Source organism: Paenibacillus tabacirhizosphaerae (assembly GCF_040812395.1).
Lineage (GTDB): Bacteria > Bacillota > Bacilli > Paenibacillales > NBRC-103111 > Paenibacillus_E.
This window is the reverse complement of the sequence record NZ_JBFNXH010000001.1, coordinates 282,292-303,999: the sequence shown is the minus strand read 5'-3', so window position 1 is coordinate 303,999 and position 21,708 is coordinate 282,292. Positions and strand designations below refer to the sequence as shown.

21 protein-coding genes and 2 pseudogenes are annotated in these 21,708 nt (G+C 50.9%); 19 read left to right on the top strand and 4 right to left on the bottom strand.

All coding sequences use genetic code 11. The features are described from left to right. Positions 1-6 precede the first annotated feature (6 nt). From rsmB to spoVM, 8 genes are all read left to right on the top strand, one after another. Entirely contained in the window at positions 7-1,467 is a 1,461-nt protein-coding gene (rsmB, locus tag ABRS97_RS01405) for a 16S rRNA (cytosine(967)-C(5))-methyltransferase RsmB (RefSeq protein WP_367811105.1), read from the top strand. Between the two features lie 224 nt (positions 1,468-1,691). Next, entirely contained in the window at positions 1,692-2,759 is a 1,068-nt protein-coding gene (gene rlmN / locus ABRS97_RS01400) for a dual-specificity RNA methyltransferase RlmN (protein WP_367811104.1), read from the top strand. Between the two features lie 15 nt (positions 2,760-2,774). After that, on the top strand, positions 2,775-3,530 hold the full coding sequence (locus ABRS97_RS01395) for a Stp1/IreP family PP2C-type Ser/Thr phosphatase (RefSeq protein WP_367811103.1): 756 nt from the start codon (positions 2,775-2,777) through the stop codon (positions 3,528-3,530). Positions 3,531-3,536: 6 nt separating this feature from the next. After that, complete coding sequence (gene pknB / locus ABRS97_RS01390) at positions 3,537-5,648, top strand: Stk1 family PASTA domain-containing Ser/Thr kinase (RefSeq protein ID WP_367811102.1); 2,112 nt, start codon at positions 3,537-3,539, stop codon at positions 5,646-5,648. Then, positions 5,648-6,574, top strand: coding sequence for a ribosome small subunit-dependent GTPase A (gene rsgA, locus ABRS97_RS01385; RefSeq protein WP_367811101.1), 927 nt, complete (start codon positions 5,648-5,650; stop codon positions 6,572-6,574). The genes pknB and rsgA overlap by 1 nt, the downstream gene beginning before the upstream one ends. Before the next feature lie 5 nt (positions 6,575-6,579). Then, positions 6,580-7,230 (top strand): ribulose-phosphate 3-epimerase, encoded by a 651-nt coding sequence (gene rpe / locus ABRS97_RS01380; RefSeq protein WP_367811100.1) that lies wholly within the window; start codon positions 6,580-6,582, stop codon positions 7,228-7,230. 19 nt (positions 7,231-7,249) lie between these two features. Beyond that, positions 7,250-7,492 carry a hypothetical protein gene (locus tag ABRS97_RS01375; RefSeq protein WP_367811099.1) on the top strand — a complete coding sequence of 81 codons (243 nt, stop codon included), beginning with the start codon at positions 7,250-7,252 and terminating at the stop codon, positions 7,490-7,492. Between the two features lie 210 nt (positions 7,493-7,702). After that, positions 7,703-7,783 (top strand): stage V sporulation protein SpoVM, encoded by an 81-nt coding sequence (spoVM, locus tag ABRS97_RS01370; protein WP_036634233.1) that lies wholly within the window; start codon positions 7,703-7,705, stop codon positions 7,781-7,783. A 78-nt stretch (positions 7,784-7,861) separates the two neighbouring features. On the opposite strand, the gene rpmB is transcribed toward spoVM, so the two are convergent. Next, entirely contained in the window at positions 7,862-8,050 is a 189-nt protein-coding gene (gene rpmB / locus ABRS97_RS01365) for a 50S ribosomal protein L28 (RefSeq protein ID WP_235121848.1), read from the bottom strand. Positions 8,051-8,356: 306 nt separating this feature from the next. On the opposite strand from rpmB, the gene ABRS97_RS01360 reads away from it, so the two are divergent. From ABRS97_RS01360 to ABRS97_RS01325, 8 genes are all read left to right on the top strand, one after another. Next, complete coding sequence (locus ABRS97_RS01360) at positions 8,357-8,716, top strand: Asp23/Gls24 family envelope stress response protein (protein ID WP_367811098.1); 360 nt, start codon at positions 8,357-8,359, stop codon at positions 8,714-8,716. Positions 8,717-8,746: 30 nt separating this feature from the next. Then, on the top strand, positions 8,747-10,489 hold the full coding sequence (locus tag ABRS97_RS01355) for a DAK2 domain-containing protein (RefSeq protein WP_367811097.1): 1,743 nt from the start codon (positions 8,747-8,749) through the stop codon (positions 10,487-10,489). A gap of 22 nt (positions 10,490-10,511) precedes the next feature. Further along, positions 10,512-11,369 carry a DegV family protein gene (locus ABRS97_RS01350; RefSeq protein WP_367811096.1) on the top strand — a complete coding sequence of 286 codons (858 nt, stop codon included), beginning with the start codon at positions 10,512-10,514 and terminating at the stop codon, positions 11,367-11,369. A gap of 4 nt (positions 11,370-11,373) precedes the next feature. Then, on the top strand, positions 11,374-13,419 hold the full coding sequence (gene recG, locus ABRS97_RS01345) for an ATP-dependent DNA helicase RecG (RefSeq protein ID WP_367811095.1): 2,046 nt from the start codon (positions 11,374-11,376) through the stop codon (positions 13,417-13,419). A gap of 857 nt (positions 13,420-14,276) precedes the next feature. Then, a complete protein-coding gene (locus ABRS97_RS01340; RefSeq protein WP_367811094.1) occupies positions 14,277-15,089 on the top strand; it encodes a ligand-binding sensor domain-containing protein in 813 nt (270 codons plus the stop codon). 108 nt (positions 15,090-15,197) lie between these two features. Continuing rightward, positions 15,198-15,464 (top strand): DUF1294 domain-containing protein, encoded by a 267-nt coding sequence (locus tag ABRS97_RS01335; RefSeq protein ID WP_367811093.1) that lies wholly within the window; start codon positions 15,198-15,200, stop codon positions 15,462-15,464. Between the two features lie 127 nt (positions 15,465-15,591). Beyond that, on the top strand, positions 15,592-15,879 hold the full coding sequence (locus ABRS97_RS01330; protein ID WP_367811092.1) for a stage VI sporulation protein F: 288 nt from the start codon (positions 15,592-15,594) through the stop codon (positions 15,877-15,879). 148 nt (positions 15,880-16,027) lie between these two features. After that, positions 16,028-16,402 carry a YhjD family protein gene (locus ABRS97_RS01325; RefSeq protein WP_367811091.1) on the top strand — a complete coding sequence of 125 codons (375 nt, stop codon included), beginning with the start codon at positions 16,028-16,030 and terminating at the stop codon, positions 16,400-16,402. 142 nt (positions 16,403-16,544) lie between these two features. On the opposite strand, the gene ABRS97_RS01320 is transcribed toward ABRS97_RS01325, so the two are convergent. From ABRS97_RS01320 to ABRS97_RS01310, 3 genes are read right to left on the bottom strand one after another with little or no spacing between them, the layout of a single operon-like run. Continuing rightward, positions 16,545-17,015 carry a YhjD family protein gene (locus tag ABRS97_RS01320; protein WP_367811090.1) on the bottom strand — a complete coding sequence of 157 codons (471 nt, stop codon included), beginning with the start codon at positions 17,013-17,015 and terminating at the stop codon, positions 16,545-16,547. Next, positions 17,012-18,268 (bottom strand): DNA polymerase IV, encoded by a 1,257-nt coding sequence (locus ABRS97_RS01315; protein ID WP_367811089.1) that lies wholly within the window; start codon positions 18,266-18,268, stop codon positions 17,012-17,014. The genes ABRS97_RS01320 and ABRS97_RS01315 overlap by 4 nt, the downstream gene beginning before the upstream one ends. Continuing rightward, the gene (locus tag ABRS97_RS01310; RefSeq protein WP_367811088.1) at positions 18,261-18,452 is read right to left on the bottom strand and encodes a WYL domain-containing protein; all 192 of its coding nucleotides are present in this window, start codon (positions 18,450-18,452) and stop codon (positions 18,261-18,263) included. The genes ABRS97_RS01315 and ABRS97_RS01310 overlap by 8 nt, the downstream gene beginning before the upstream one ends. A gap of 209 nt (positions 18,453-18,661) precedes the next feature. Here ABRS97_RS01310 and ABRS97_RS01305 point away from each other — a divergent pair. The 3 genes and pseudogenes from ABRS97_RS01305 to ABRS97_RS01295 form a co-directional block, all read left to right on the top strand. Beyond that, positions 18,662-18,757: pseudogene (locus tag ABRS97_RS01305) on the top strand (transcriptional regulator); the annotation flags it as partial. Beyond that, positions 18,754-19,175, top strand: a pseudogene (locus ABRS97_RS01300) (SRPBCC family protein). The pseudogenes ABRS97_RS01305 and ABRS97_RS01300, both read left to right, overlap by 4 nt. Before the next feature lie 235 nt (positions 19,176-19,410). Beyond that, positions 19,411-21,666 (top strand): ATP-binding cassette domain-containing protein, encoded by a 2,256-nt coding sequence (locus ABRS97_RS01295; protein ID WP_367811087.1) that lies wholly within the window; start codon positions 19,411-19,413, stop codon positions 21,664-21,666. Positions 21,667-21,708 lie beyond the last annotated feature (42 nt).

The window sequence follows — 21,708 nt, the reverse complement described above, 5'->3', positions numbered from 1 at the left end:
TCGGATTTGTCTACGCAAAAACCAAACCGTCCGCACCGCGGATCAGCAAACAAACCGCAAACGCCTTCTCAGTCGTCTGCTCCAAAGTCTTCTTCAAGCGCTGCGAAGAGCAGCGCTGTTAAGCGTTCTGCTCGCGATGCTGCGCTCGACGTGTTGATACGGGTGGAAGAGGATCAGTCGTACAGCAATTTGCTGCTGCATCAGACGCTGCAAAAGCACGCGCTTGATCGTGCAGATGCGGGACTTGCGACAGAGCTTGTTTATGGCACGATCGGACGTAAAAATACAATCGATTTTTTTCTGGAGCGCTTTGTAAGCAAAGGGCTTGGGAAGCTGGAGCCGTGGGTAAGATGTTTACTGCGGCTTAGTTTTTATCAGCTGCATTATTTGGATCGCATCCCCGACCATGCGGTCGTGAGCGAAGCGGTCAATATCGCGAAGCGCCGAGGGCACCAGGGCATCTCGGGAATGGTCAACGGCGTGCTGCGCGCAATTATTCGCAGCAAGGACGAGCTCATGCTGCCGGCTGCGCTCGGCGACGTGAAGCGCATCGCGCTGGGCCATTCCCATCCGGAATGGCTTGTGCGCCGGTGGATCCGTCAGCTCGGCCCTGAGCTGACGGAACAGATCTGTGCGGCGAACAACGAGCCGCCGCACGTGAGCATTCGCGCGAATGCGAGGCGCCACAGCCGCCTGCAACTGCTGGAGCAGCTGCGGGCGAGCGGTCTTAGCGCGGAAGCGTCAGAGCTGGCCCCGGCCGGCATCCTTGTGCAAGGGGCCGGGAACATGGCGTTAGCCCCCGGCTTCCAGCAGGGGGACTTCTCGATTCAAGACGAGAGCTCGATGCTCGTCGCCGAAGCTCTTGATCCGCGTCCAGGCATGAAGGTGCTGGACTGTTGCGCCGCCCCGGGCGGTAAGACCGCCCATATCGCCGAGAAGATGGATGATAGGGGCGAGATCTGGGCTTGTGATCTGCATGAGCACAAGCAGAAGCTGATCGCCGATCAGGCGGAGCGTCTGGGACTCTCGTCCATTCAGACGCTTGTTATGGATGCGGCAGAGCTGACAGAGCATTTTGCGGCGGAATCCTTTGACCGCATTCTGCTTGACGCCCCCTGCTCGGGGCTGGGCGTGATCCGGCGCAAGCCGGATCTGAAGTGGGCCAAGCAGGAGGCTGAAATTGCTGAGATTAGCGAGCTGCAGTACGCTATCCTCAGCCAAGTTCACCGCCTGCTTAAGCCGGGCGGCGTGCTGGTGTACAGCACGTGCACGATTGAGCACGCCGAGAACGAGGGCATGATCGAGCGCTTCCTCGCGGAACACAGCGAGTTTGCGCTGGGTGCGCTGCCGGAAGCGGCATTTGTCGGCATTGATCCGCAGGCTGCTGCTGCCGGCATGGTGCAAATTTTGCCGCAGCAGTTCCATTCGGATGGATTTTTCATCGCGCGGTTGTGCAAGCGCTCGTAGTGAGCCGCCGAGAGTTTAAGCGCGTTTTTCCTCGTTAACGTGCGGAAACGGCTTAAGTGGCCGCGTTAACGTGTTTCAATCCGTTTCATGCGAAGAGGCTGCCTGACTATGCCTCTGCCAAAAAGTTGCCCGCAGCACGGGGACGTGTGTTCGTCTCCTCTTTGTGATAAAATAGATAGGATTAGCAATATAAATATACGAAATAACAACAGGTTGTGATGAATATGTCGATGAAGCCATACGTGAAAGAAAAACCATTTGTTTACGATTTAAACTGGGATGAGTGGCAAAACTGGGTGAAAGAAAACGGCGAGTCCTCGTTCCGCGCCGGCCAGATCTTTGATTGGCTCTATATCAAGCGGGTGTTTAGCTTTGATGAGATGTCGAACTTGCCGAAGACGCTGCGCGATAAGCTCAAGGCGCAATTTGAGTTTGTTACCCTGACGGAAATCGCTAAATACGAGTCGCAGGATGGCACCGTTAAATTTCTGTTCGAGCTGGAAGATAAGAATGCGATCGAAACCGTTGTCATGAAGCACAACTACGGCAACAGTATTTGCGTAACGACACAGGTAGGGTGCCGCGTCGGTTGTACGTTCTGCGCGTCCACGCTCGGCGGGCTGAAGCGCGACCTAAGACCAGGCGAGATTGTCGCCCAGGTGGTTAAAGCGCAAAAGCTGCTCGATGAAAAGCAGGAACGCGTTTCCTCGATTGTCATCATGGGGATCGGCGAGCCATTCGAGAACTATGAAGCGACAATGAATTTTCTGCGCATCATGATTCATCCGAAGGGCCTTAACATCGGCCAGCGTCATATTACGGTATCGACGAGCGGGATTGTGCCGAACATTTACAAGTTTGCCGATGAGAATTTGCAAGTAAATCTGGCGATTTCGATTCATGCGCCGAACGATGAGCTTCGTTCCAAACTGATGCCGGTTAACCGGAGATTTCCTTTTGTGGATTTAGTTGAAGCTTGCAAATACTACATAGCCAAAACAGGAAGACGGATTACATTTGAATATGCGCTCATGGGGGAAGTCAATGACCAACCTGAACATGCGGAAGAGCTTGCGCGCGTGCTGAAGGATATGCCGCTTAGCCACGTGAATTTGATCCCTGTCAACTTTGTGGCTGAACGGGACTTTAAGCGCACACCGAGAGATGATATTTTTACATTCCAACGCATTCTCGAGAAGGGCAAAATTAATGCGACCATACGCCGTGAACAAGGCAGCGATATTGCTGCCGCCTGCGGACAACTTCGGGCTAAGCATATGGAGAGCAAGTAATGAGGTGAAATCGGGATGAAGATGGTGAGCCGTACCGATATCGGCAAGGTCCGCTTAGTTAATGAGGACCGTGCCGCCATTCATCATGGGCTGAATGGTCTCTCTCTAGCGATCGTTGCCGATGGCATGGGAGGGCATCAAGCGGGAGATATCGCTAGTACAATGGCGGTTGAAATCATTGAGGCACAACTGCAAACGATCCATTGGGGAATGCCCGTGGATGCATGCAAACAAGCGTTGAAGCAAGCTATTGAGAAGGCGAATGAGAGCATCTATGAGTTTGCCTCGCAAGGGGAAAACTATCATGGGATGGGAACGACTGTTGTGGCGATCATCGCTTCGAGGGAGTTGCTTATTATCGGGCACATCGGCGACAGCCGTGCGTACAAAATTGCCGGCGAGTCCATTACACAGCTCACGGAAGATCATTCCCTCGTCTATGAGCTTGTCAAGAACGGGCAGATTACGCCTGAGGAAGCGGACCATCATCCAAGACGCAACTGGATTACTCGGGCGCTTGGCACGGAGCCTGGTGTTGAAGTGGATTTGTACGAGTATGCCTGGCGTCCGGGCGAGACGATCCTGATTTGCTCGGATGGACTCAGCGGATTAGTGGATTCCAGCGAGATTTGGCAAATTGTTAAATCGCATGAGAACTTGGAAGAAGCGGCAGAACAATTAATTAATCGCGCGCTTGATGCCGGTGGAGACGATAACGTAACGGTTGTTTTGCTTGCTCACGATAATGATGAGGGCGAAGAAAAGGGGTGATGAGAGTTGATCGGTAGAAAGCTTGGAGGCCGCTATGAAATTTTGGAACGGATCGGCGGAGGCGGCATGGCTTTGGTTTACAAAGGGCATGATTTGCTTTTAAATCGTAAAGTCGCCGTGAAAGTGCTGCGTCAGCAGTATGTTCACGACGAAGAGTTTATACGTCGTTTCCGCAGAGAAGCTCAAGCAGCCGCTTCACTATCTCATCCGAATGTCGTCAGCATTTATGACGTCGGGCAGGAAGGCGAAGTCCATTATATCGTTATGGAATATATTGAGGGTACGACCTTGAATGATCTCATCAAGGAGAAGGCTCCCTTGCAAGTTGAAGATGCAGTCCATTTTGCCAGTCAAATTGCGGATGCATTGGATCACGCGCATCATAATGAAATTATTCACCGCGACATTAAACCGCACAATATTTTGATCGGCAAAAATGGGCGCGTCAAGGTGACAGATTTCGGTATCGCCAGAGCGGCGACTTCATCTACGATTACGCAAACGGGCTCTGTTGTCGGTTCTGTGCACTACTTCTCGCCAGAACATGCGAAAGGGACGAATACGGGGGAGAAGTCCGACCTGTACTCGCTCGGAATCGTCATGTATCAAATGCTTACTGCCAGACTTCCTTTTCTTGGGGAAAGTCCGATTAGCGTGGCGCTTAAACATTTGCAGGAGGATGTGGAGGATCCGCGCAAGGTGAATCCGCTGATTCCGCAAAGCGTAGAAAACATTATTTTGAAGGCGATGCGCAAAAAGCCAGAGGAACGCTATCAGTCGGCGAAGCAGATGATGGCCGATCTGGACACTTGTCTCAGCCCTGACCGCAGAAATGAAGCGAAAGTCGCTTTTTGGGATGCGGACGGTATGGATGAAGAGCGCACCTTGGTCATGCCGGCGATTCGCCCGAATCAGCTCGGGGAGTTCAAGGACGAGGAGTTCGAGAAGCCTTCCTGGCGGGAGGAATCTCCTCCTGCGAAGGGTAAGGGATGGGTTAAGCCGATCGTGTGGATCGTCATTCTCCTCATCATACTTGGCGGCATGTGGTATGCAGTCGGTTATGTCAAAGGCATGTTCGCGATCGAAACCGTCGAGGTGCCGAATGTCGAAAATAAACCATTGACGCAGGCCCAAGCCGAATTGACTGCTGTCAAATTGAGCAGTATTGTTCAGTATGAAAAAGGCAGCAAGCTGCCGAAGGATACCGTCATCCGGCAAGACCCCAGCGGGGTGCGGATGAATGTCGGCACGAAAGTCACGCTCTATGTCAGCGAGGGCGCTCCGAAGATTAGAATGGAGAATTTCGTGGGACAGCCGCTCAAGGATGTCAAACTGAAGCTTCAGGCGCTCGGCATAAAGGAAGAGCAAATCATGATCGCGCAGGGAACGACGGAAGATACGCCGGATATGATTCAAAAGCAGGTTCCGCTCGTTGGCGAAGAATTTGAGTTGGAAAAGGCTGCGATCACGTTTACCGTCAGCAAAGCGAAGGAAACGTTCAAAATGCCTGATCTGGTCGGCATGACCGAAAAGGAAGCCAAAGACCAAATCGCCAAGCTGAATTTGAAGCTGCCTGCGAATGGGATCACGCGTGAAAAAACGTATAAGCAGCCTAAAGGGAAGGTCATTGATCAATTTCCTTTCAAGAAAAATCAGGACGTAGCGGCAGGCACTGAAATTACGTTAGCGATCAGCGACGGTTTGCCGGAGGACGCGGGGCAATTGAATGTGAGCATCCCTGTTAAACCGACGACGGAAGGCAAGGATTCCGAGTTCAAAATCGTTGTCAGCGACGCTCAATACGAGAATTTCGAATATAAAACGGAAAAAGTGACAAAACCGCAAAACTTGGATGTGAAAGTTATCGTTTCTCCCGATAAAAAAGCGGTTATTTTGATTAAAGAAGGCGACAACCTGGTGAATTCCATTACCCGCACCTACCAAGATTATCTGGATCAAAAAAATGGAAAGAATGTATCGCCTAGCCCATCCGCTTCACCGAGCGCATCGCCTAAGCAGCAAAACACTGGCGGGGCGATTCCAGTTGGCGGCAATGGAAACGGTCAAGCGCAAACCGGCGGAACCAACTCCAAACCGAATGCTGGAGGAGGCAATTAATGCCACAAGGATGTATTGTTAAGGCATTAAGCGGGTATTACTACGTGCTGCCTGAAGGGGCGGATCTTCGTACGGCCGTCACGATTACTTGCCGTGCAAGAGGGGTTTTCAAGAAAAAGAACGTGTCCCCGCTTGTCGGGGATCAAGTGATGTATGAGTTGACGGAGAACGGGGAAGGAACGGTTACTGAGATCTTCCCCCGCACTTCGGAGCTCATTCGGCCTCCGATCGCGAATGTAAACCTTGTTGTGCTTGTATTCGCGGTGACGGAGCCCGTCTTGAATTTGCAATTGCTGGACAAATTTCTTACGCATATTGAGAATACAGGCATTGATGTTTTGCTGTGCTTCACCAAAAGTGATTTGCTCACGGAAGGCGATTCCGCTAGACCCAAAGAGATGACCCTATCCGAACTGGAACGCATTAGCAGGCTTTATGCGGGAATCGGCTACGATATTCTGACCACGAGCTCTAAGCTGCATGAAGGCGTAGAAGCGATTCAGCAGCGCTTGAAGGGAACGGTCAGCGTGTTTGCCGGCCAGTCTGGCGTGGGAAAATCTTCCTTGCTGAATGAAATGATCAGCGGGCTTGATCTGGAAACGAACGCGATCAGCGAGCGGCTGGGCAGAGGCAAGCATACGACGCGCCATGTTGAGCTGCTTCCGCTGGAGGAAGGCGGTTTCGTGGCGGATACGCCTGGTTTCAGCCAGCTTGATTTTATGGAGATTGAAGTTGAGGGACTGGGAAGCTGCTTTAAGGAATTTGCCGCGGTAGCTGAAGGATGCAAGTTCAGAGGCTGCCTTCACCAGCATGAGCCGAACTGCAAAGTGCGCGAAGGTGTAGCCGAAGGAACGATCGCGGCATCACGCTATGAGCACTACTTACTATTTCTTATAGAAATGAAAGATCGGAAGAGGAGGTATTAACGAAGATGGTATACGTGGCGCCTTCTATTTTATCAGCTAACTTCTCCAAGCTTGGGGAAGAGATTAAGGAAGCGGAGCAGGGTGGAGCGGATTGGATTCATGTGGATGTGATGGACGGCCATTTTGTGCCTAACATTACAATTGGCCCGTTAGTGGTGGATGCGATTCGCCCCATCACAAAGCTGCCGCTTGACGTTCATTTGATGATTGAACAGCCGGATCGTTATATTCCTGACTTCGTCAAAGCGGGGGCAGATTTGATTTCCGTTCATGTGGAGGCTTGTACGCATCTTCATCGAACGCTCCATCTCATCAAACAAAGCGGCGTGAAAGCCGGTGTCGTACTCAATCCTGCAACGCCGATCTCGCTCATTGAGCATGTGCTGGACGAACAGCTGGATTTGGTGCTGATTATGACGGTGAATCCAGGATTCGGAGGGCAGGCCTTTATTCCCGGCATGCTGGACAAAATTCGCGCGCTGCGTCAGCAAGCGAATGCCAAAGGGCTTCATGGGCTTCATATCGAAGTCGACGGCGGTATTAATGAGGTGACTGCACGCCAGGTGGCGGAAGCCGGAGCGGATGTGCTGGTTGCCGGCAATGCTGTATTCGGCCAGCCGAATCGCGCCGAGGCGATAAGCCGGATTCGCGGATAGATAGAAGGGGCGTGAGACGATGAGGATTGTCTGGCTATTCATCTACAGCATCATTTGTGGAGTTCTGCTAACGCTGTATACGAACATACATGACATGTCGAAATTCTTGTTCTCCCTAGGGGCCCTCTATGCGGGTATCCGATTTTTTCGCCGATATGAGCAAACGTCGCTGCGCGTGTGGTTTATCGTGTTGTCTGTCCTTCTATACTTTATTTTCAGCTTAGGTTTTGCGCTTTACACGCAGATGGGCATATCCTCATAGAACCCGCATACATATAGTTACGAGAGTGAGATTCGCTCTTGTAGCTTTTTTTGCTTTCTGGAAGCAATTTTTAAGGGAGCAGTAAATAGAAGGCACTTTTTTACGGTCCGGGCATATACTGATGTAACGATGCTGGGAGCAGTTATGCAACCTGAGAAGCCTGAGCTTACGAAGTAAGTTTTCTGGCAAAACTCTGAGGAGGGGTAGAGTATGAAGTTCTACACAATCAAACTACCAAGATTTTTGGGTGGATTCGTGAAGGCCGTTCTTAATACGTTTAGTAAAAACTAAGCAAACACATAGCGCTTGCATGATCCAGAAAAGCAAAAAAAAGCACCGGTAAGGTGCTTTTTGTCTATCTTGCCGCTATTAAACGCGAGTCACTTTACCGGACTTCAACGCACGAGTACTAACGTAAACACGTTTCGGTTTACCATCAACGAGGATGCGAACCTTTTGAACGTTAACTCCCCAAGTACGCTTGTTTTTATTGTTAGCGTGGGACACGTGATTTCCAGTGCCTGGACTTTTACCTGTAATAAAGCATTTGCGGGACATGTTTGACACCTCCTTCGGCAGTATACAAAGCAGCCTGGGTGGCAAGCCTAAGCTTGACATGACAGCTTTCCTCAAATTTAGACTTGGTTTCATACATTTACATTATATAACCAGCCAAAACACACTTAGATATAATATCATAGCGCGATGAGCCTAGTCAACGAATTACCTGCATTTTTGCCGTTTATTTATTTAGTATGTTATAGTACAATGAAGATTAGTCTATAATCTTTTACATAAGGCCATACAAAAGGAACGTTTACGTAGCCAGCTTTCCGTTGGAAAGCTCTGAGGAGTTGTTGAAAAATGTCAATTGAGCTTACTACCGAATATGGAAAAGTGTTCATCACGAATGAAGTGATTGCAACGCTGGCAGGATCGGCTGCCTTGGATTGTTATGGGCTTGTTGGCATGGCGACCAGAAAGCAGTTGAAAGACGGCATTGCCGAGCTGCTGGGCCGGGATAATTTGACCCGCGGTGTCGAAGTGCGTCGGGATAATGGACGAATCGAAATTGATCTCTATATTATTGTCAGCTATGGAACGAAAATATCCGTGGTCGCTGGCAACGTCCAAACGAAGGTTAAATATATTTTGAATGATGTTGTAGGACTTCAGGTGGACGATGTGAACATTTTTGTTCAAGGCGTTCGCGTAGCTAAGTAAAAGCCCGGTAACCCAGGAAGGAGAATCGCTTTGAGTAAGCGCTTTATTTCAATAAATGGAAATGACTTCACTGCCATGGTCTTGGCGGGTGCGGATAACCTGCGCAGAAATGTCGATAAGGTTAATGGACTGAATGTGTTCCCCGTACCTGACGGAGATACAGGCACCAACATGAATTTAACAATCACCTCCGGCGTGGAGGAACTGAAAAAGAAGCCATCCTCTCATATTGGGAAAGCAGCTGACGCATTGTCCAAAGGTTTACTGATGGGCGCAAGAGGGAACTCAGGCGTTATTTTATCACAGCTGTTCCGCGGTTTCGCGAAGCATGTTCACGACCTGGAATCGGTGAATGTGCAGCAGTTCGCGTCAGCGCTGCAGCAAGGTGTGGAAACAGCTTACAAAGCTGTTGTTAAACCCGTAGAAGGAACGATTCTTACCGTCTCGAAGGAAGCGGCTAAGCATGCTATGCAGTACAGACGCGGCGGAGACTTGCTCGATTTCATGCAAGAGGTTCTGAGTAAAGCGAAGGAAGCACTTGCCAGAACGCCTGAGCAGCTTCCTGTGCTCAAACAGGTTGGCGTAGTGGATGCAGGGGGACAAGGTCTCGTATGCGTCTATGAAGGCTTTGTAACTGCTCTGAATGGCGGTCTAGTTGATGCTTCTGAGGATTATGCCACCATGGATACAACGTTGGATTCGGTTTCTATTGTGCCTGCGATCAATGTGACGAAGGAAGCGCATGCGCATTTGCCGGCGCAAGCCCACTTGGCAACCGAGGATATTGAGTTCGGATATTGCACGGAATTTATGTTGACGATTCAGTCTGGTAAAGTCAAGGGGTTGACCTTTAACGAAGAAAAGTTTCGCGACCAGTTAAGCAAGCTCGGTGATTCCTTGCTTGTTGTCGCTGACGATGAGCTTGTGAAAGTGCACATTCACGCTGAATACCCAGGTGAAGTGATGAACCAGGCCATGAATTACGGCGCTTTGAGCCGGATCAAAATTGAAAATATGCGCGATCAGCATTCACATATTTTGGAAGATGTCGCGGATGCTTACGCAGTTCCTGAGCTGGAAGGCGCCGAGACAGCGAACTCAGCTTTAGCAGGCAAGCCTTATGGCTTTGTAGCGGTCGCTCTTGGCGAAGGCATCACGGATATTTTAACCAGCGTTGGCGTCGATGTGGTGTTGTCGGGGGGCCAGACGATGAACCCTAGCACAGAGGACATTGTCAATGCGGTGGAGCGTATCGATGCGGAAACGATTTTCGTGCTGCCGAACAACTCCAACATTATTTTGGCGGCGCAGCAGGCGGCACAGCTTGTGGAAGGAAAGACGATCGTCGTCATTCCGTCCAAATCGATTCCGCAAGGGCTGGCGGCGATTCTTGCTTTCCAAGAGAAATCCGATGCGCAGGCTAACGAGAAAGCGATGAACGAATCGCTGAAACGAGTCAAATCAGGGCAGGTCACCTATGCGGTGCGCGACACGAACATGGACGGCATTGACATTAAGATGGGTCATTTTATTGGCATTCAGGACGGCCGCATTGTCAGTTCTCAGCCTAGCTTGAAAGACGCTTGCAAGAAGCTGCTGCAGGAAATGATTGAGGAAGGCAATGAAATTGTCACTATCCTTACCGGCGAAGATGCGAAAGAGGAAGAGACGGAGGAATTGGAAGCTTTCATTCACGAGATGTATCCCGACATGGAAGTGGAGCTTCACCCGGGCGGACAGCCTCTGTATACGTACTTATTCTCCGTTGAGTAAAATTAGAAATGGGTGAGCCCCGTTGAAAAATATTCGAATCGTAACAGACAGCACGGCTGACATTCCACTCGCGATTAGACAAGAACTGAATATAGAGATGGTGCCGCTCAAAATTCATTTTGGTCAAGATGAGTACTTGGACACGGTAACTTTGCAGTCGGACCAATTTTACGAGATTTTGAAGACGTCTTCGCATTTTCCAAAAACGTCGCAGCCTTCGCCGGCTGAGTTTTTGGAGTTATATCAGAAGTTGCTGGAAGAGCCGGATACCGAAGTCATCTCGATTCATCTGTCCTCCGCGCTCAGCGGTACGTATCAGTCGGCTTTGCTGGCCTCGACGATGCTGGAGGCGAATGACGGGAAGGTGCATGTCGTAGATTCCCGCTCTGCTTCCTATGGGATCGGGGCGCTTGTGGTCGCAGCCGCGGAGGCGGCGAGAGCCGGGCAAAGCGTGGAACAGATTTTGCAGCTTGTGCAAAAAGTAAGAGAGAACTATTATATTTACTTCTTAGTTGACACGCTTGAATTTTTGCAAAAAGGCGGAAGAATCGGCAAAGCTTCCGCTCTTTTCGGCGCTCTGCTGAACATCAAGCCGATTCTTTCGATTGATGCGGAGGGCGAGGTTGCGGCTACGGATAAAGTACGCGGTCATAAAAAAGCAATTGCGCGTATTTTGGAGCTGCTGGGGGCGGATTTATCCGGCCGCGGCATCCATACGCTGCATATTGCGCACGCCAATAATTTGGAAGGCGCGGAACAGCTGCGCGTGAGTATCATGCAGCACTTTGCCGTGCAGCATGTGGACTATATTACGCTTGGGCCTGTGATTGGCGCACATGCCGGTCCAGGAACGATTGCAGCTTTCGTGGGTACGGTGTAGCACGATGGATTTGAATCAATGTGAAGTACGCGAAGTCCATGGCGTTGGCGCTCAAAAAGCAGTTGAGCTCAATGCCATGGGCATTTTTACGGTTATGGATTTGCTCGAATATGTGCCTTTTCGTTACGAGGATTACACTGTTCGCGACTTAGCCAGTGTGAAGGATGGCGACCGGGTTACAGTGCAGGGCGTTATCATCGGAGAGCCGGTGCTCCAGCGATACAGTGGCAAATCCCGATTATCCTGCAAGGTGATGGTCGATGAGTTTCTGTTGACGGCTGTGTGGTTCAATCGCCACTTCCTGAAGGACCGCTTGCGGCCCCAGCAGGAGATTGTGCTTACGGGCAAGTGGGATGGCAAACGCAGGCAGATGAGCGTGTCCGACTCGGAGTTTCCCGGACAGGGTACTTCCAAAACCGGCACCGTGCAGCCGGTATATTCAGTCGCGGGCGCGATGACGCAGAAATGGATGCGCAAGGTCATTCAGCAGGCGCTGACGCAGTACAGCGGCCTTATCCGTGAAGTGCTGCCGGCGACGATTACGAGTCGGTACGGGTTTATGCCGCGCAGCAAAGCTCTGGCGGTCATCCATACGCCAAGCGGCGTAGAGGAAGGCAAACAGGCGCGCAGGCGCATGGTGTATGAGGAGCTGTTTCTCTTCCAGCTCAAGCTGCAGGCTTACCGCGCGGTGACCCGCAGCCGCGCGGACGGGGTGAAACAGCAGGTGGATCTGCCTGCTGTCCGCGCTTTCGTGCGCGCGCTGCCCTTCCAGCTGACGGAGTCGCAGAAGAAGGTGGTGGGCGAGCTCCTGCACGATATGCAGGAGCCGTACAGCATGAACCGGCTGCTGCAGGGTGACGTCGGTGCGGGGAAAACAATCGTCGCGGCGATCGGGTTGTTCGCGACGGTGAAAGCCGGCTACCAAGGCGCGCTGATGGTGCCGACGGAAATTCTCGCCGAGCAGCACAAGCGCTCGCTCGATAAGCTTTTTGTGTCCTACGGTCTGCAGGTCGCGCTGCTGACAGGCAGCTCTACAGACCGTCAGCGGCGGGATCTGCTGGCCTCCTTGCAGATGGGTATGATCGACGTGCTTGTCGGCACGCATGCCCTGATCCAGGAGGACGTATACTTCCGTCAGCTCGGTCTAGTTGTGACGGACGAGCAGCATCGCTTTGGGGTAAATCAGCGCAGCATTTTGCGGCGCAAGGGGATGAATCCGGACGTGCTGACGATGACGGCAACGCCGATCCCTCGGACGTTGGCGATTACGGCGTTCGGCGACATGGACGTGTCGACGCTGCGTGAGCTGCCGAAGGGCCGCAAGCCGATCAAGACCTACTCAGTCCAGCATGCCATGCTGGACCGTGTGCTCGGCTTCATCCAGCGCGAGGTAGCGGCTGGACGGCAGGCGTACGTCATTTGTCCGCTCATCGAGGAGTCGGACAAGCTCGACGTGCAGAACGCGATTGACGTCCACATTCAGCTGCAGCAGCATTTTCCGCAGATGCGGATCGGTCTGCTGCATGGACGCATGACCGCGCTGGAGAAGGAGACGATCATGCGCGCCTTCAAAGAAGGCGACGTGGATACGCTCGTCTCGACGACGGTCATTGAGGTCGGCGTGGACGTGCCGAACGCTACGCTGATGGTCATCTACGACGCCGACCGTTTTGGCTTGTCGCAGCTGCACCAGCTGCGCGGGCGGGTCGGACGCGGCGAGCACCAGTCCTTCTGCGTGCTCATCGCGGACCCGAAGACGGAGGTCGGTAAGGAGCGCATGAAGGCGATGACCGATACGACCGACGGCTTCGAAATCGCGCGGCGCGACCTGGAGCTGCGCGGACCGGGGGATTTCTTCGGCACGAAGCAGAGCGGGCTGCCGGAGTTCCGCATTGCCGATATGATGGTCGACTTCGAGACCATGGAGCAGGCGCGCGACGATGCCGCCGAGCTCGTCGGGGACTCGAGCTTCTGGACCGGAGCGTCGTACATGCCGCTGAGAGCTTATTTGCAGCGCGCTCAGGTGTTTGACAGCGAAGTGCTGGACTAGAGGAGTCTAACAAAACGAACGGCAAGTAACTTTCAGATACGCAGAATGCGGTAACTTGGTAACTCATTACGGAGAGCAGTCATTACATCTTTTAGCGGGAATTCTTCTTGTACATGTGCACGAATAAGGTGTGGGTGCTGTATTTACAGTTGTAGGTGCAGTTAGTTCAGTTTAAATGGGGTAGGGCATTGTTTCAGATCCGGCCACATCTTGAATTTCTGCTTAGTATGAGGGTTAGAGGTTATTTCGGAGGAACCAGGGTGCGTTATTTGCTCCTTAAACGTCCTCATGAATAGTTTCGCGGAACTACAGTACGCTATGCATCAGAAATTAGGAGTTTCACGCTAGCGATTACTTGTTTAATGCATCATAGTTCCTCTCCATGGTAAAAAAACAGGAAATTTAAAGAAATAGCGCACCGTAGTTCCGTCGTTACAGCTGGGATAACCCGTGATGGAAAAAGTGGAAGGCAGCGCAGCACAAAGTAGAACGGAAGAGGGGATGAGGCTGGGGTGGAGAAGCGTTTAGCGCCCATATTTGAAATCTTGTCGGAACCCCATTCTCAATCCACTCCCCATGCGCCAACATACGGTTTATGCCAAGGACGCCGCTAGGCGTTTTTCTTATGGGATCATCTGCTTGTCATTTCCCAAAGCCAAGAACATGATCGGTTGCCCGCCGCAAGGTATTGGACATAAGGCCTTCATAGGGCCTGTAATGCCCGGTTCCTATTCCTGATTTGCCCGATTCTCCTTCGCAATAGTTTGACAATGATAATCATTATCATTTAAAATGGAGCTGTGATAGTCCATATTTTTGCTGATGACAGGATCCTCGGCTTAGAAGGAGCTGATCTTTTGCTGCAACGTTCCCCCAAAGATGATAAGGGCGACTTTTTGTTCCACTTTTCATCCATCAAAATTTTAAACGATGAAACGCTGGTAGCCGCCCCTATGGGAACCGGCGTGTTTTTTAAGCATAAAGAAGGTGATTGGGAGGGGCTGCGCCACGGTTTACCGGACGGTGTGCATGTGAATCGGCTTATCGTTCAGGATACGCAGCTCTTTGCCTGCACGAACAAGGGATTGTTCAAGTTCGATCTTGGCAGCGAGCAGTGGCGTGATACGGATCTGGCAATCGGTTGCTATCAGTACAAGGAGCAAGGCGGCTTATCGTGGGCTGCGACTTCGTACGGCTTATGGAGCCGGGCATCCGGCGATTGGCAGAAAGTGGCTTACTCGCATGCCAAAGTGTATGATTTTCTCTTGTATCCCCAGTATCTTATTCTCGCGTTCGAATCCGGTCTTGCGATCTATGATCGGCTCATGAGCGAGTGGATAAATTACCCGCTGGAGCAAGCGGTGACGGGGCTGGCTGTGTATCAAGGGCACATTCTCGGCGTGACCGAGGACGGCGCTTTGCTGCATGGAGATAAGAAGGGGGGCTTTGAGCAAATTCGCTTCCCGCAGCTGTTTCTTTTTTCCATTGTGACCAAGGATTCGGAGGTATTCGTTTGCTCAGACCGCGGCTTGTTCCGCATCAGCTATATCCAGAATCGGGTCACGCTGCTTTCCGTGCGGCTTGGGTGCCCGGTTACGGACATCGATTGCAACGCTGAAAGCTTATATATGGCTACGTTGTTTCAAGGGATCCAGATGATGGAGAGATGACTGGGGCAATTTTGAAGCTGGCGATGAAATAACATTTGACCGCATGCGCATTCGATTTTAAGATGATAGTACGCTTACTATTTTTTTGGAAATGAAGGTGTACGGAACTTGACTTATTTCCTCTGTTATCTAGTGCTGATTAATCTCGTTACGTTCATAGAAATGGGACACGATAAGGGACAAGCCAAGAAGGGCGGTCGCCGGGTGCCGGAAAAAAGGCTGTTCACGCTCGCTGCTCTCGGTGGGGGGATTGGCGGTTGGCTCGGTATGCGGGCATGGCGCCACAAGACGAAGCACACTTCTTTTGTCGTTGGCATGCCGCTCTTGATTGTGCTTAACGCCATTTGTGTCATTGTGGCCGCTATATATTGGTAAGGGATATGAAACGGTTGTCGGCAGCGGCAGCTGTTTTTTGTGTTTGCACGTAAGTGTATCAGGGGCGAGTCAAGTTTGCGGATGGTTGCTCATAAGATAGAGCATGACGGTAATCGGAGGTACGTGCATGAGCTATCAACAATATGGGATCGACCCAGCACTTGTGGAACGCGTAAAGTTCAAGCTGAAAAATCCGGAGATCAAGGAGCGCATCAAAATGCTGCTGCAGGGCGTCACGAAGGCGGACCTGCAGAACCGCGCAAAGGTAAACCGCTTGCTGGGGGCTGCGGCGGGCATTTTTGGCGAGAAGCTTGTCGGGAATCAGGCCAGTCAAATTGTGGACTTCATTATCGCGCAAAAAATCGATCCTGCGAGCACGCTTCATCTCATTAAGTTATGGGCTATGTTTCGGTGAAATAAATCATGTCGTGCGCATAACAGGGCATCTCTGCTGAGGGGTGGCCTATTTTTTATTGTTCCCCAAAAATTTACTTGCATAGAGAATATATGTTCGGTATATAATAAGAAATAGGAATATACGTTCGCATTATGGTGGTGAATTTATGAGTGCTAATCCAAGAATCGAAACTGAAGAAGATATTCAAATCATCAAGGAGTACACATTGCTGCCCATTTTGTTGGATATGTTGGCAAGGGATAGGGAGGAGCTCAAGATTTATAAGGATAAGATTGTGTACAATCATCTTATTTTTTACCTTCGGGAGGTCGAAAACTCGATTTACCCGGAATTGCAAAGCCTGAAAAGCAAGATGAAGAAACGGGATATGAAAGTGTTGAGCACGGAGACGGATGCGCTCGGCATTCATGTGGAGTACAGAGTGCGCGGCTATATTCATCGCTTTACGATGCTACGAAGCTTGATTAAAGCAGAGCTTATGACCACACTCATGAATCGGAGAGGGGGGTGCACGAGCTAATTTTCGAGCTGCTTGTTGGATTAGTGAATAACGAGAGCTCGAAATTCAATATTATGAGGCTGCCGCGGGAACGAGCGGCAGCCTCACTCAGTTAATGGGCCAGATACAGATAAATCAAAAACGTTTAGTTAGATTTATAGGGTTATTTCTCATCTGTTATTCGGCCGATAATTTCTTTTATATATTTTTTCAACTGGACACTAATTTCCGAACGCATAACATCACGAGTCATCCCAAAACGATCCTCATAACCTCGACAAAGAAAACGGTGATACACGACCAAATCCGCGTGTTCGTCGCCGATGATCCTTATGTTACGCTTGGTCAATTCACGCCGTATAGCATGAATGTCTTTGCTTATTTTGTTCATGACCACTTGACCAGGTGCTAGATAAAGCTGCTTTAGAAGGTTAGAACTGCGTTCGATGTCATCTACGTTCTTTTGTACCATCGTAAGCATGTAAGGTAGTAAGATGTAGTCGCGGATCATATTGAGCTCCTCTGGTGTGGGCCGAGACGTCTTTTTTGGATCATTTCGACTTTCATATTGCTCTTGATGTTCGGTGAGCAGCATCTTGGATTTCCACCGCTCATTACCGTCTAGTTTGCTCATTTGTAATGACCTCCGATCTGTTCCGCTCGTTCTCGTGCTACTCCGGCCGTTAATAAAGAGGATGCCCGCATAATAGCGGCGCTGCCAAATCGATCCTTAATTTCATCAGTCGCTCTTTCCAGGCCGTAAGCTTTCTCCCGGTCCTCGAATAGAGTAAGCTGATAGACGCTATCGTCCACCAACTGCGTGAGCGAAATATGCAGATTACTTACGGGCATACCACTCCAAAATTTATGAAATATTCCGAGCGCTGCTGCGGCTACTTCGTGAGAAAGCGACGTAGGTTGCTGCAGCGTTACCTGCCGGCTAAACCCTGTAGACCGCTCCCCGTCAGTTTCCGCCGCCCCCACTGTCACCACCTGGCCCATGTATCCGTGTTTCCTGCTGCGGCGACAGACCTCCACGACCAATTCTAAAAGAACAACCTCAATATCTTCAAGCTTACGATAAAGGCTGCTTCGTAGCGCCTTTCCATGGCTAATTGATTTCAATTTGTTACGAATGCTCGGTATGACCGGGCTAGGATCGATGCCACGCGCTATCTGCCAATAATACTCCGCTTGAATATCGCTTTGCTTCCCCATCTCAAAGCGCATGCGCCGTTTGAATTCGGCTAATTCCAAACGTGCTATGTCACCAATCGTATTTAATCCCATTCTTATAAAATGGCGAGTCATGCGCGAAGCGACCATAAACATCTGGTGTACGGGTAGCGGCCACAAAGCAGATTCAATATTGTCAAAGTCGAGTTTGAAAATACCTTCAGGCCCTTTTTTTGCGAAATTGTCCGTGGCCATCTTGGCTAATATTTTTGTTGGTCCGATTCCACAGCGAGTCCAGACCCCTGTTGACAACAGCACGCGAGATTGTATTTGCCGTGCAATTTCTTCCGGAGAACCGAAACATGCAGTGGAGCCGGTAACATCGAGAAATTGTTCGTCAATGCTATACGGTTCAACCTGATCAGTGAACGACTCAAAGATCTCAGTAATGAATAGGGATATGGTAATATAGGTTTGCATTCGCGGCCGAATGATGTTCAAATCCGGGCATTTAGCAAGCGCCTCACCTACCCTTTCAGCTGTCGTCACTCCATGAGACTTGGCAACTGGGCAAGCCGCAAGAATGATGCCTGACCGGCGCGCAGGATCGCCTACGGCTACTGGTTTATCTTTTAGCTCAGGATGAGCAGCCTTTTCGATTGATGCGTAGAATGATTGGCCGTCAACCAAAAAAATCGTCCGTTTAGGCATAGCGCTTCACTGCCTGTTTGGCCATGATTCGATTAATCCGGAACACACGAGGCGCTTTTACAGTGAAGAAATATGCTTTTACCCTATTGCCATTGACGGAACCAACACGAATATGGCGTTTAGTAAATATGTCTTTACTGTTCAGGTAAATAATTCCAATGATACGTCCAATGTGTCTGTGCATAGTTTCACCCTCCAAGTACGAACGTATATTCTTATTATATACCGAACATTCGTTCTTTATGCAAGGGGTAAATTCGGAAAATCAACTGCCAGCCGATGTCAACCGCCGGTTTCGCCCTGTCAGGGTTGTCGCAGCACTTAAGGATAACATCGCCCACGACAAGGAAAACTCTTAGATCCCGGCTCTCCTAGTTGCCAACTCCAGCGTCACTCAGAGAAATTCAAGATTGGGTGGCTTTCTACAGCAAGTTCTGGAGTACGAATATGTTGCGCTTGAACCAGCTATTAGAGGAGGAAGACGAATGAGTTTAACATTAACCTTGGATTTTCAGTACAAGACATCGATCGAGAAGCTTTGGTCCGCCGTAACCGATTCAAGCAAGCTTGCCAAGTGGGTGGCCAACATCCACACCGGTCAGGCGATGGAAAATAATTTTAAGCCCGTTGTGGGACACCGTTTTCAATTTAGCACGCAGCCGACCGAATGGTGGGATGGAATTATTGATGGCGAAGTACTTGTCGTGGACGCACCAATCGGGTGTCCTATACTTGGGCCAGCGGAGGGGAGAAGCACACAGTCACCTGGACGCTGCAGGATTTAGGGAACGGAGAGGTTAACCTTCATCTCGAACAAATCGGAATCTCAAATGAACAAGCGCTCGCAGGCGCTAAGTATGGCTGGGGTAAATGGTGCGGCGAGCTTGAAAAGGTGTTGGAACAATAACCGCATTCGGTACTAAAACATCTCCTTCCCCAATGCTAAATTAATGGGCACGATAGTTGAACACTGCTTGATCCGGATAGATAATGTGAAAAGGCGTTCTTTACAAAATCTGGAGTTCAGTTCCCTTTGGTTAGAACAATAACAGGTGCAAGTTCGGGCTGCCCGACTTTCTATCGCACGATGAATGGTATAATGTGAATAAGTAGAAATTAACACTATCGGAAGGGTGTTAAGCATGAGCGAATCTAATCAAGAGTATATCGTCATCTCGGGTGCGAGGGAAAACAATCTCAAGAACGTATCCTTGCGCATTCCCAAGAGGAAGATCACGATCTTCACCGGGGTATCCGGATCCGGCAAGTCATCGATCGTTTTCGATACCATCGCCGCCGAATCCCAGCGTCTGCTGAACGAAAACTTTAGCATGTTCGTCCGCAACTTTCTGCCGCGTTTTCCGCAACCGGATGCAGACGCGATAGAGAACCTGAGCATGGCTGTTATTGTGGATCAGAAGCGGCTGGGCGGAGGTTCCCATTCCACGATGGGCACGATTACCGATATCTCTCCCATTCTTCGCCTTCTCTTCTCCCGAGTGGGTCAACCCTATGTTGGACAAGCGAACATGTTCTCGTTTAACGATCCGCAAGGCATGTGCCTCGAGTGCAGCGGGATCGGCCGCAGGCTGGGCATCGACATGAGCAAGGCGCTGGATATGTCCAAATCGTTGAATGAAGGGGCCGTTTTGCTGCCGGATTATAAGGTGGACAGCATGGATTGGTCAATTATCGTACAAACGGGATCTTTCGATAGCGACAAGAAGCTGAGCGATTATACGAATGAGGAATTAGAACAGCTGCTGTATAGCAAAGCACGGAAAGTGGAGATGCAGTTCGGCGGTAAGGCAATAAATATTACCGTGGAAGGCATCATCGAGAAGTTCACTAACAAGTATATCAAGCGGGATTTGAAAACGATGTCTGACCGCACGCAACGAGCTGTTGCGCCGTACATCACCGAGGGCACCTGCTCCAGCTGTCACGGCGCGAGACTCAGTCAGGCCGCGCTCAATTGCAGAATCAATGGACACAACATTGCGGAGATGTCCTCGATGGAGGTCGGACATCTCATCCGCGTCATTCGGGAGATTGACGACGCAATCGCCGCGCCGGTCGTGAGGTCGCTGACGGAGCGGCTGCAACATCTGGTGGATATCGGGCTTGACTATTTGACGCTGGACCGCGAGACGGATACATTGTCCGGCGGCGAGTCGCAGCGCGTCAAGATGGTGAAGCACCTGAGCGGCAGTCTCGTGGATGTCACTTACATCTTCGATGAGCCCAGCGTTGGCCTGCACCCCCGTGATGTCCACCGGTTAAATGGATTGCTTCAGAAGCTGCGCGACAAGGGTAATACTGTGATTGTCGTCGAGCATGATCCCGATGTGATCAAGGTGGCGGATCATATTGTCGACGTCGGGCCTTACGCCGGCAGCCGCGGCGGTACCATCATGTATGAAGGAAGCTTCCAAGACCTGCTGGAGGCAGGTACGCTGACAGGCACCTATATGAAGCGGCCGCTCCATCTGAAGCACGATTGCAGGCAGCCGTCCAGCAAGCTGTCCATCAAGGATGCCCTGCTTCACAATCTGCGGAACGTGAGTGTAGATATTCCAACCGGAGTGCTGACAGTAGTTACGGGTGTCGCCGGCTCGGGCAAGAGTACGCTGATTAACGAAGTATTCCTCAGCCAGCATCCGGATGCGATCGTCATCGACCAATCGGCGGTAGGAGTGTCAACACGTTCGAATCCCGCGACCTACACGGGCATTATGGATGATGTGCGCAAAGCGTTTGCTTCCGCGAACAAGGTGAGCCAAGGCTTATTCAGCTTTAATTCCAAGGGGGCTTGCGAGAACTGCCAAGGGCTGGGTGTTGTGTATACAGATCTTGCATTCCTCGACAGCGTGAAGCTGCCATGCGAAGTATGCGGAGGTAGACGGTTCAAGGAAGAGGTGCTCGCGTACAAGCTGAACGGAAAGTCTATTGCAGAAGTGCTGGAGATGACTGTGGAGCAGGCATTGGATTTTTTTCAGCTAAAAGAGGTTGTGCGCAAGCTGCAGGCGATGAGTGATGTGGGGCTGAACTATATTACACTTGGCCAACCGCTCAGCACGCTCTCGGGCGGGGAATGCCAGCGCATCAAGCTGGCAAGCGAGCTGTATAAGAAGGGCAGCATCTACGTGATGGACGAGCCGACGACTGGCCTGCATATGTCAGATATCGGTCACCTTCTGGGAATCATGAACCGCCTTGTGGATGCCGGCAATACGGTGATCGTCATCGAGCACAACCTCGATGTCATCAGCCAAGCGGATTGGATCATCGATATGGGGCCTGACGGAGGCAGCAAGGGCGGTCAGGTGGTGTTCGAGGGCCTACCTTCGCAGATCATCCATGCAGAGCAGTCGATCACGGGAAGATACTTGATGTAAGGCATCAAATCCACTTCAGCCATGTAGGGGTGTCGTGGCTGG

What these genes read in the sequence shown, in the direction of transcription:
- rlmN (WP_367811104.1), top strand. Translation starts at nt 1,692, where the DNA reads ATGTCGATGAAGCCATACGTGAAAGAAAAACCATTTGTTTACGATTTA.
- ABRS97_RS01395 (WP_367811103.1), top strand. Translation starts at nt 2,775, where the DNA reads ATGAAGATGGTGAGCCGTACCGATATCGGCAAGGTCCGCTTAGTTAAT.
- rsgA (WP_367811101.1), top strand. Translation starts at nt 5,648, where the DNA reads ATGCCACAAGGATGTATTGTTAAGGCATTAAGCGGGTATTACTACGTG.
- rpe (WP_367811100.1), top strand. Translation starts at nt 6,580, where the DNA reads ATGGTATACGTGGCGCCTTCTATTTTATCAGCTAACTTCTCCAAGCTT.
- ABRS97_RS01375 (WP_367811099.1), top strand. Translation starts at nt 7,250, where the DNA reads ATGAGGATTGTCTGGCTATTCATCTACAGCATCATTTGTGGAGTTCTG.
- spoVM (WP_036634233.1), top strand. Translation starts at nt 7,703, where the DNA reads ATGAAGTTCTACACAATCAAACTACCAAGATTTTTGGGTGGATTCGTG.
- rpmB (WP_235121848.1), bottom strand. Translation starts at nt 8,050, where the DNA reads ATGTCCCGCAAATGCTTTATTACAGGTAAAAGTCCAGGCACTGGAAAT.
- ABRS97_RS01360 (WP_367811098.1), top strand. Translation starts at nt 8,357, where the DNA reads ATGTCAATTGAGCTTACTACCGAATATGGAAAAGTGTTCATCACGAAT.
- recG (WP_367811095.1), top strand. Translation starts at nt 11,374, where the DNA reads ATGGATTTGAATCAATGTGAAGTACGCGAAGTCCATGGCGTTGGCGCT.
- ABRS97_RS01330 (WP_367811092.1), top strand. Translation starts at nt 15,592, where the DNA reads ATGAGCTATCAACAATATGGGATCGACCCAGCACTTGTGGAACGCGTA.
- ABRS97_RS01325 (WP_367811091.1), top strand. Translation starts at nt 16,028, where the DNA reads ATGAGTGCTAATCCAAGAATCGAAACTGAAGAAGATATTCAAATCATC.
- ABRS97_RS01320 (WP_367811090.1), bottom strand. Translation starts at nt 17,015, where the DNA reads ATGAGCAAACTAGACGGTAATGAGCGGTGGAAATCCAAGATGCTGCTC.
- ABRS97_RS01315 (WP_367811089.1), bottom strand. Translation starts at nt 18,268, where the DNA reads ATGCCTAAACGGACGATTTTTTTGGTTGACGGCCAATCATTCTACGCA.
- ABRS97_RS01310 (WP_367811088.1), bottom strand. Translation starts at nt 18,452, where the DNA reads ATGCACAGACACATTGGACGTATCATTGGAATTATTTACCTGAACAGT.
- ABRS97_RS01295 (WP_367811087.1), top strand. Translation starts at nt 19,411, where the DNA reads ATGAGCGAATCTAATCAAGAGTATATCGTCATCTCGGGTGCGAGGGAA.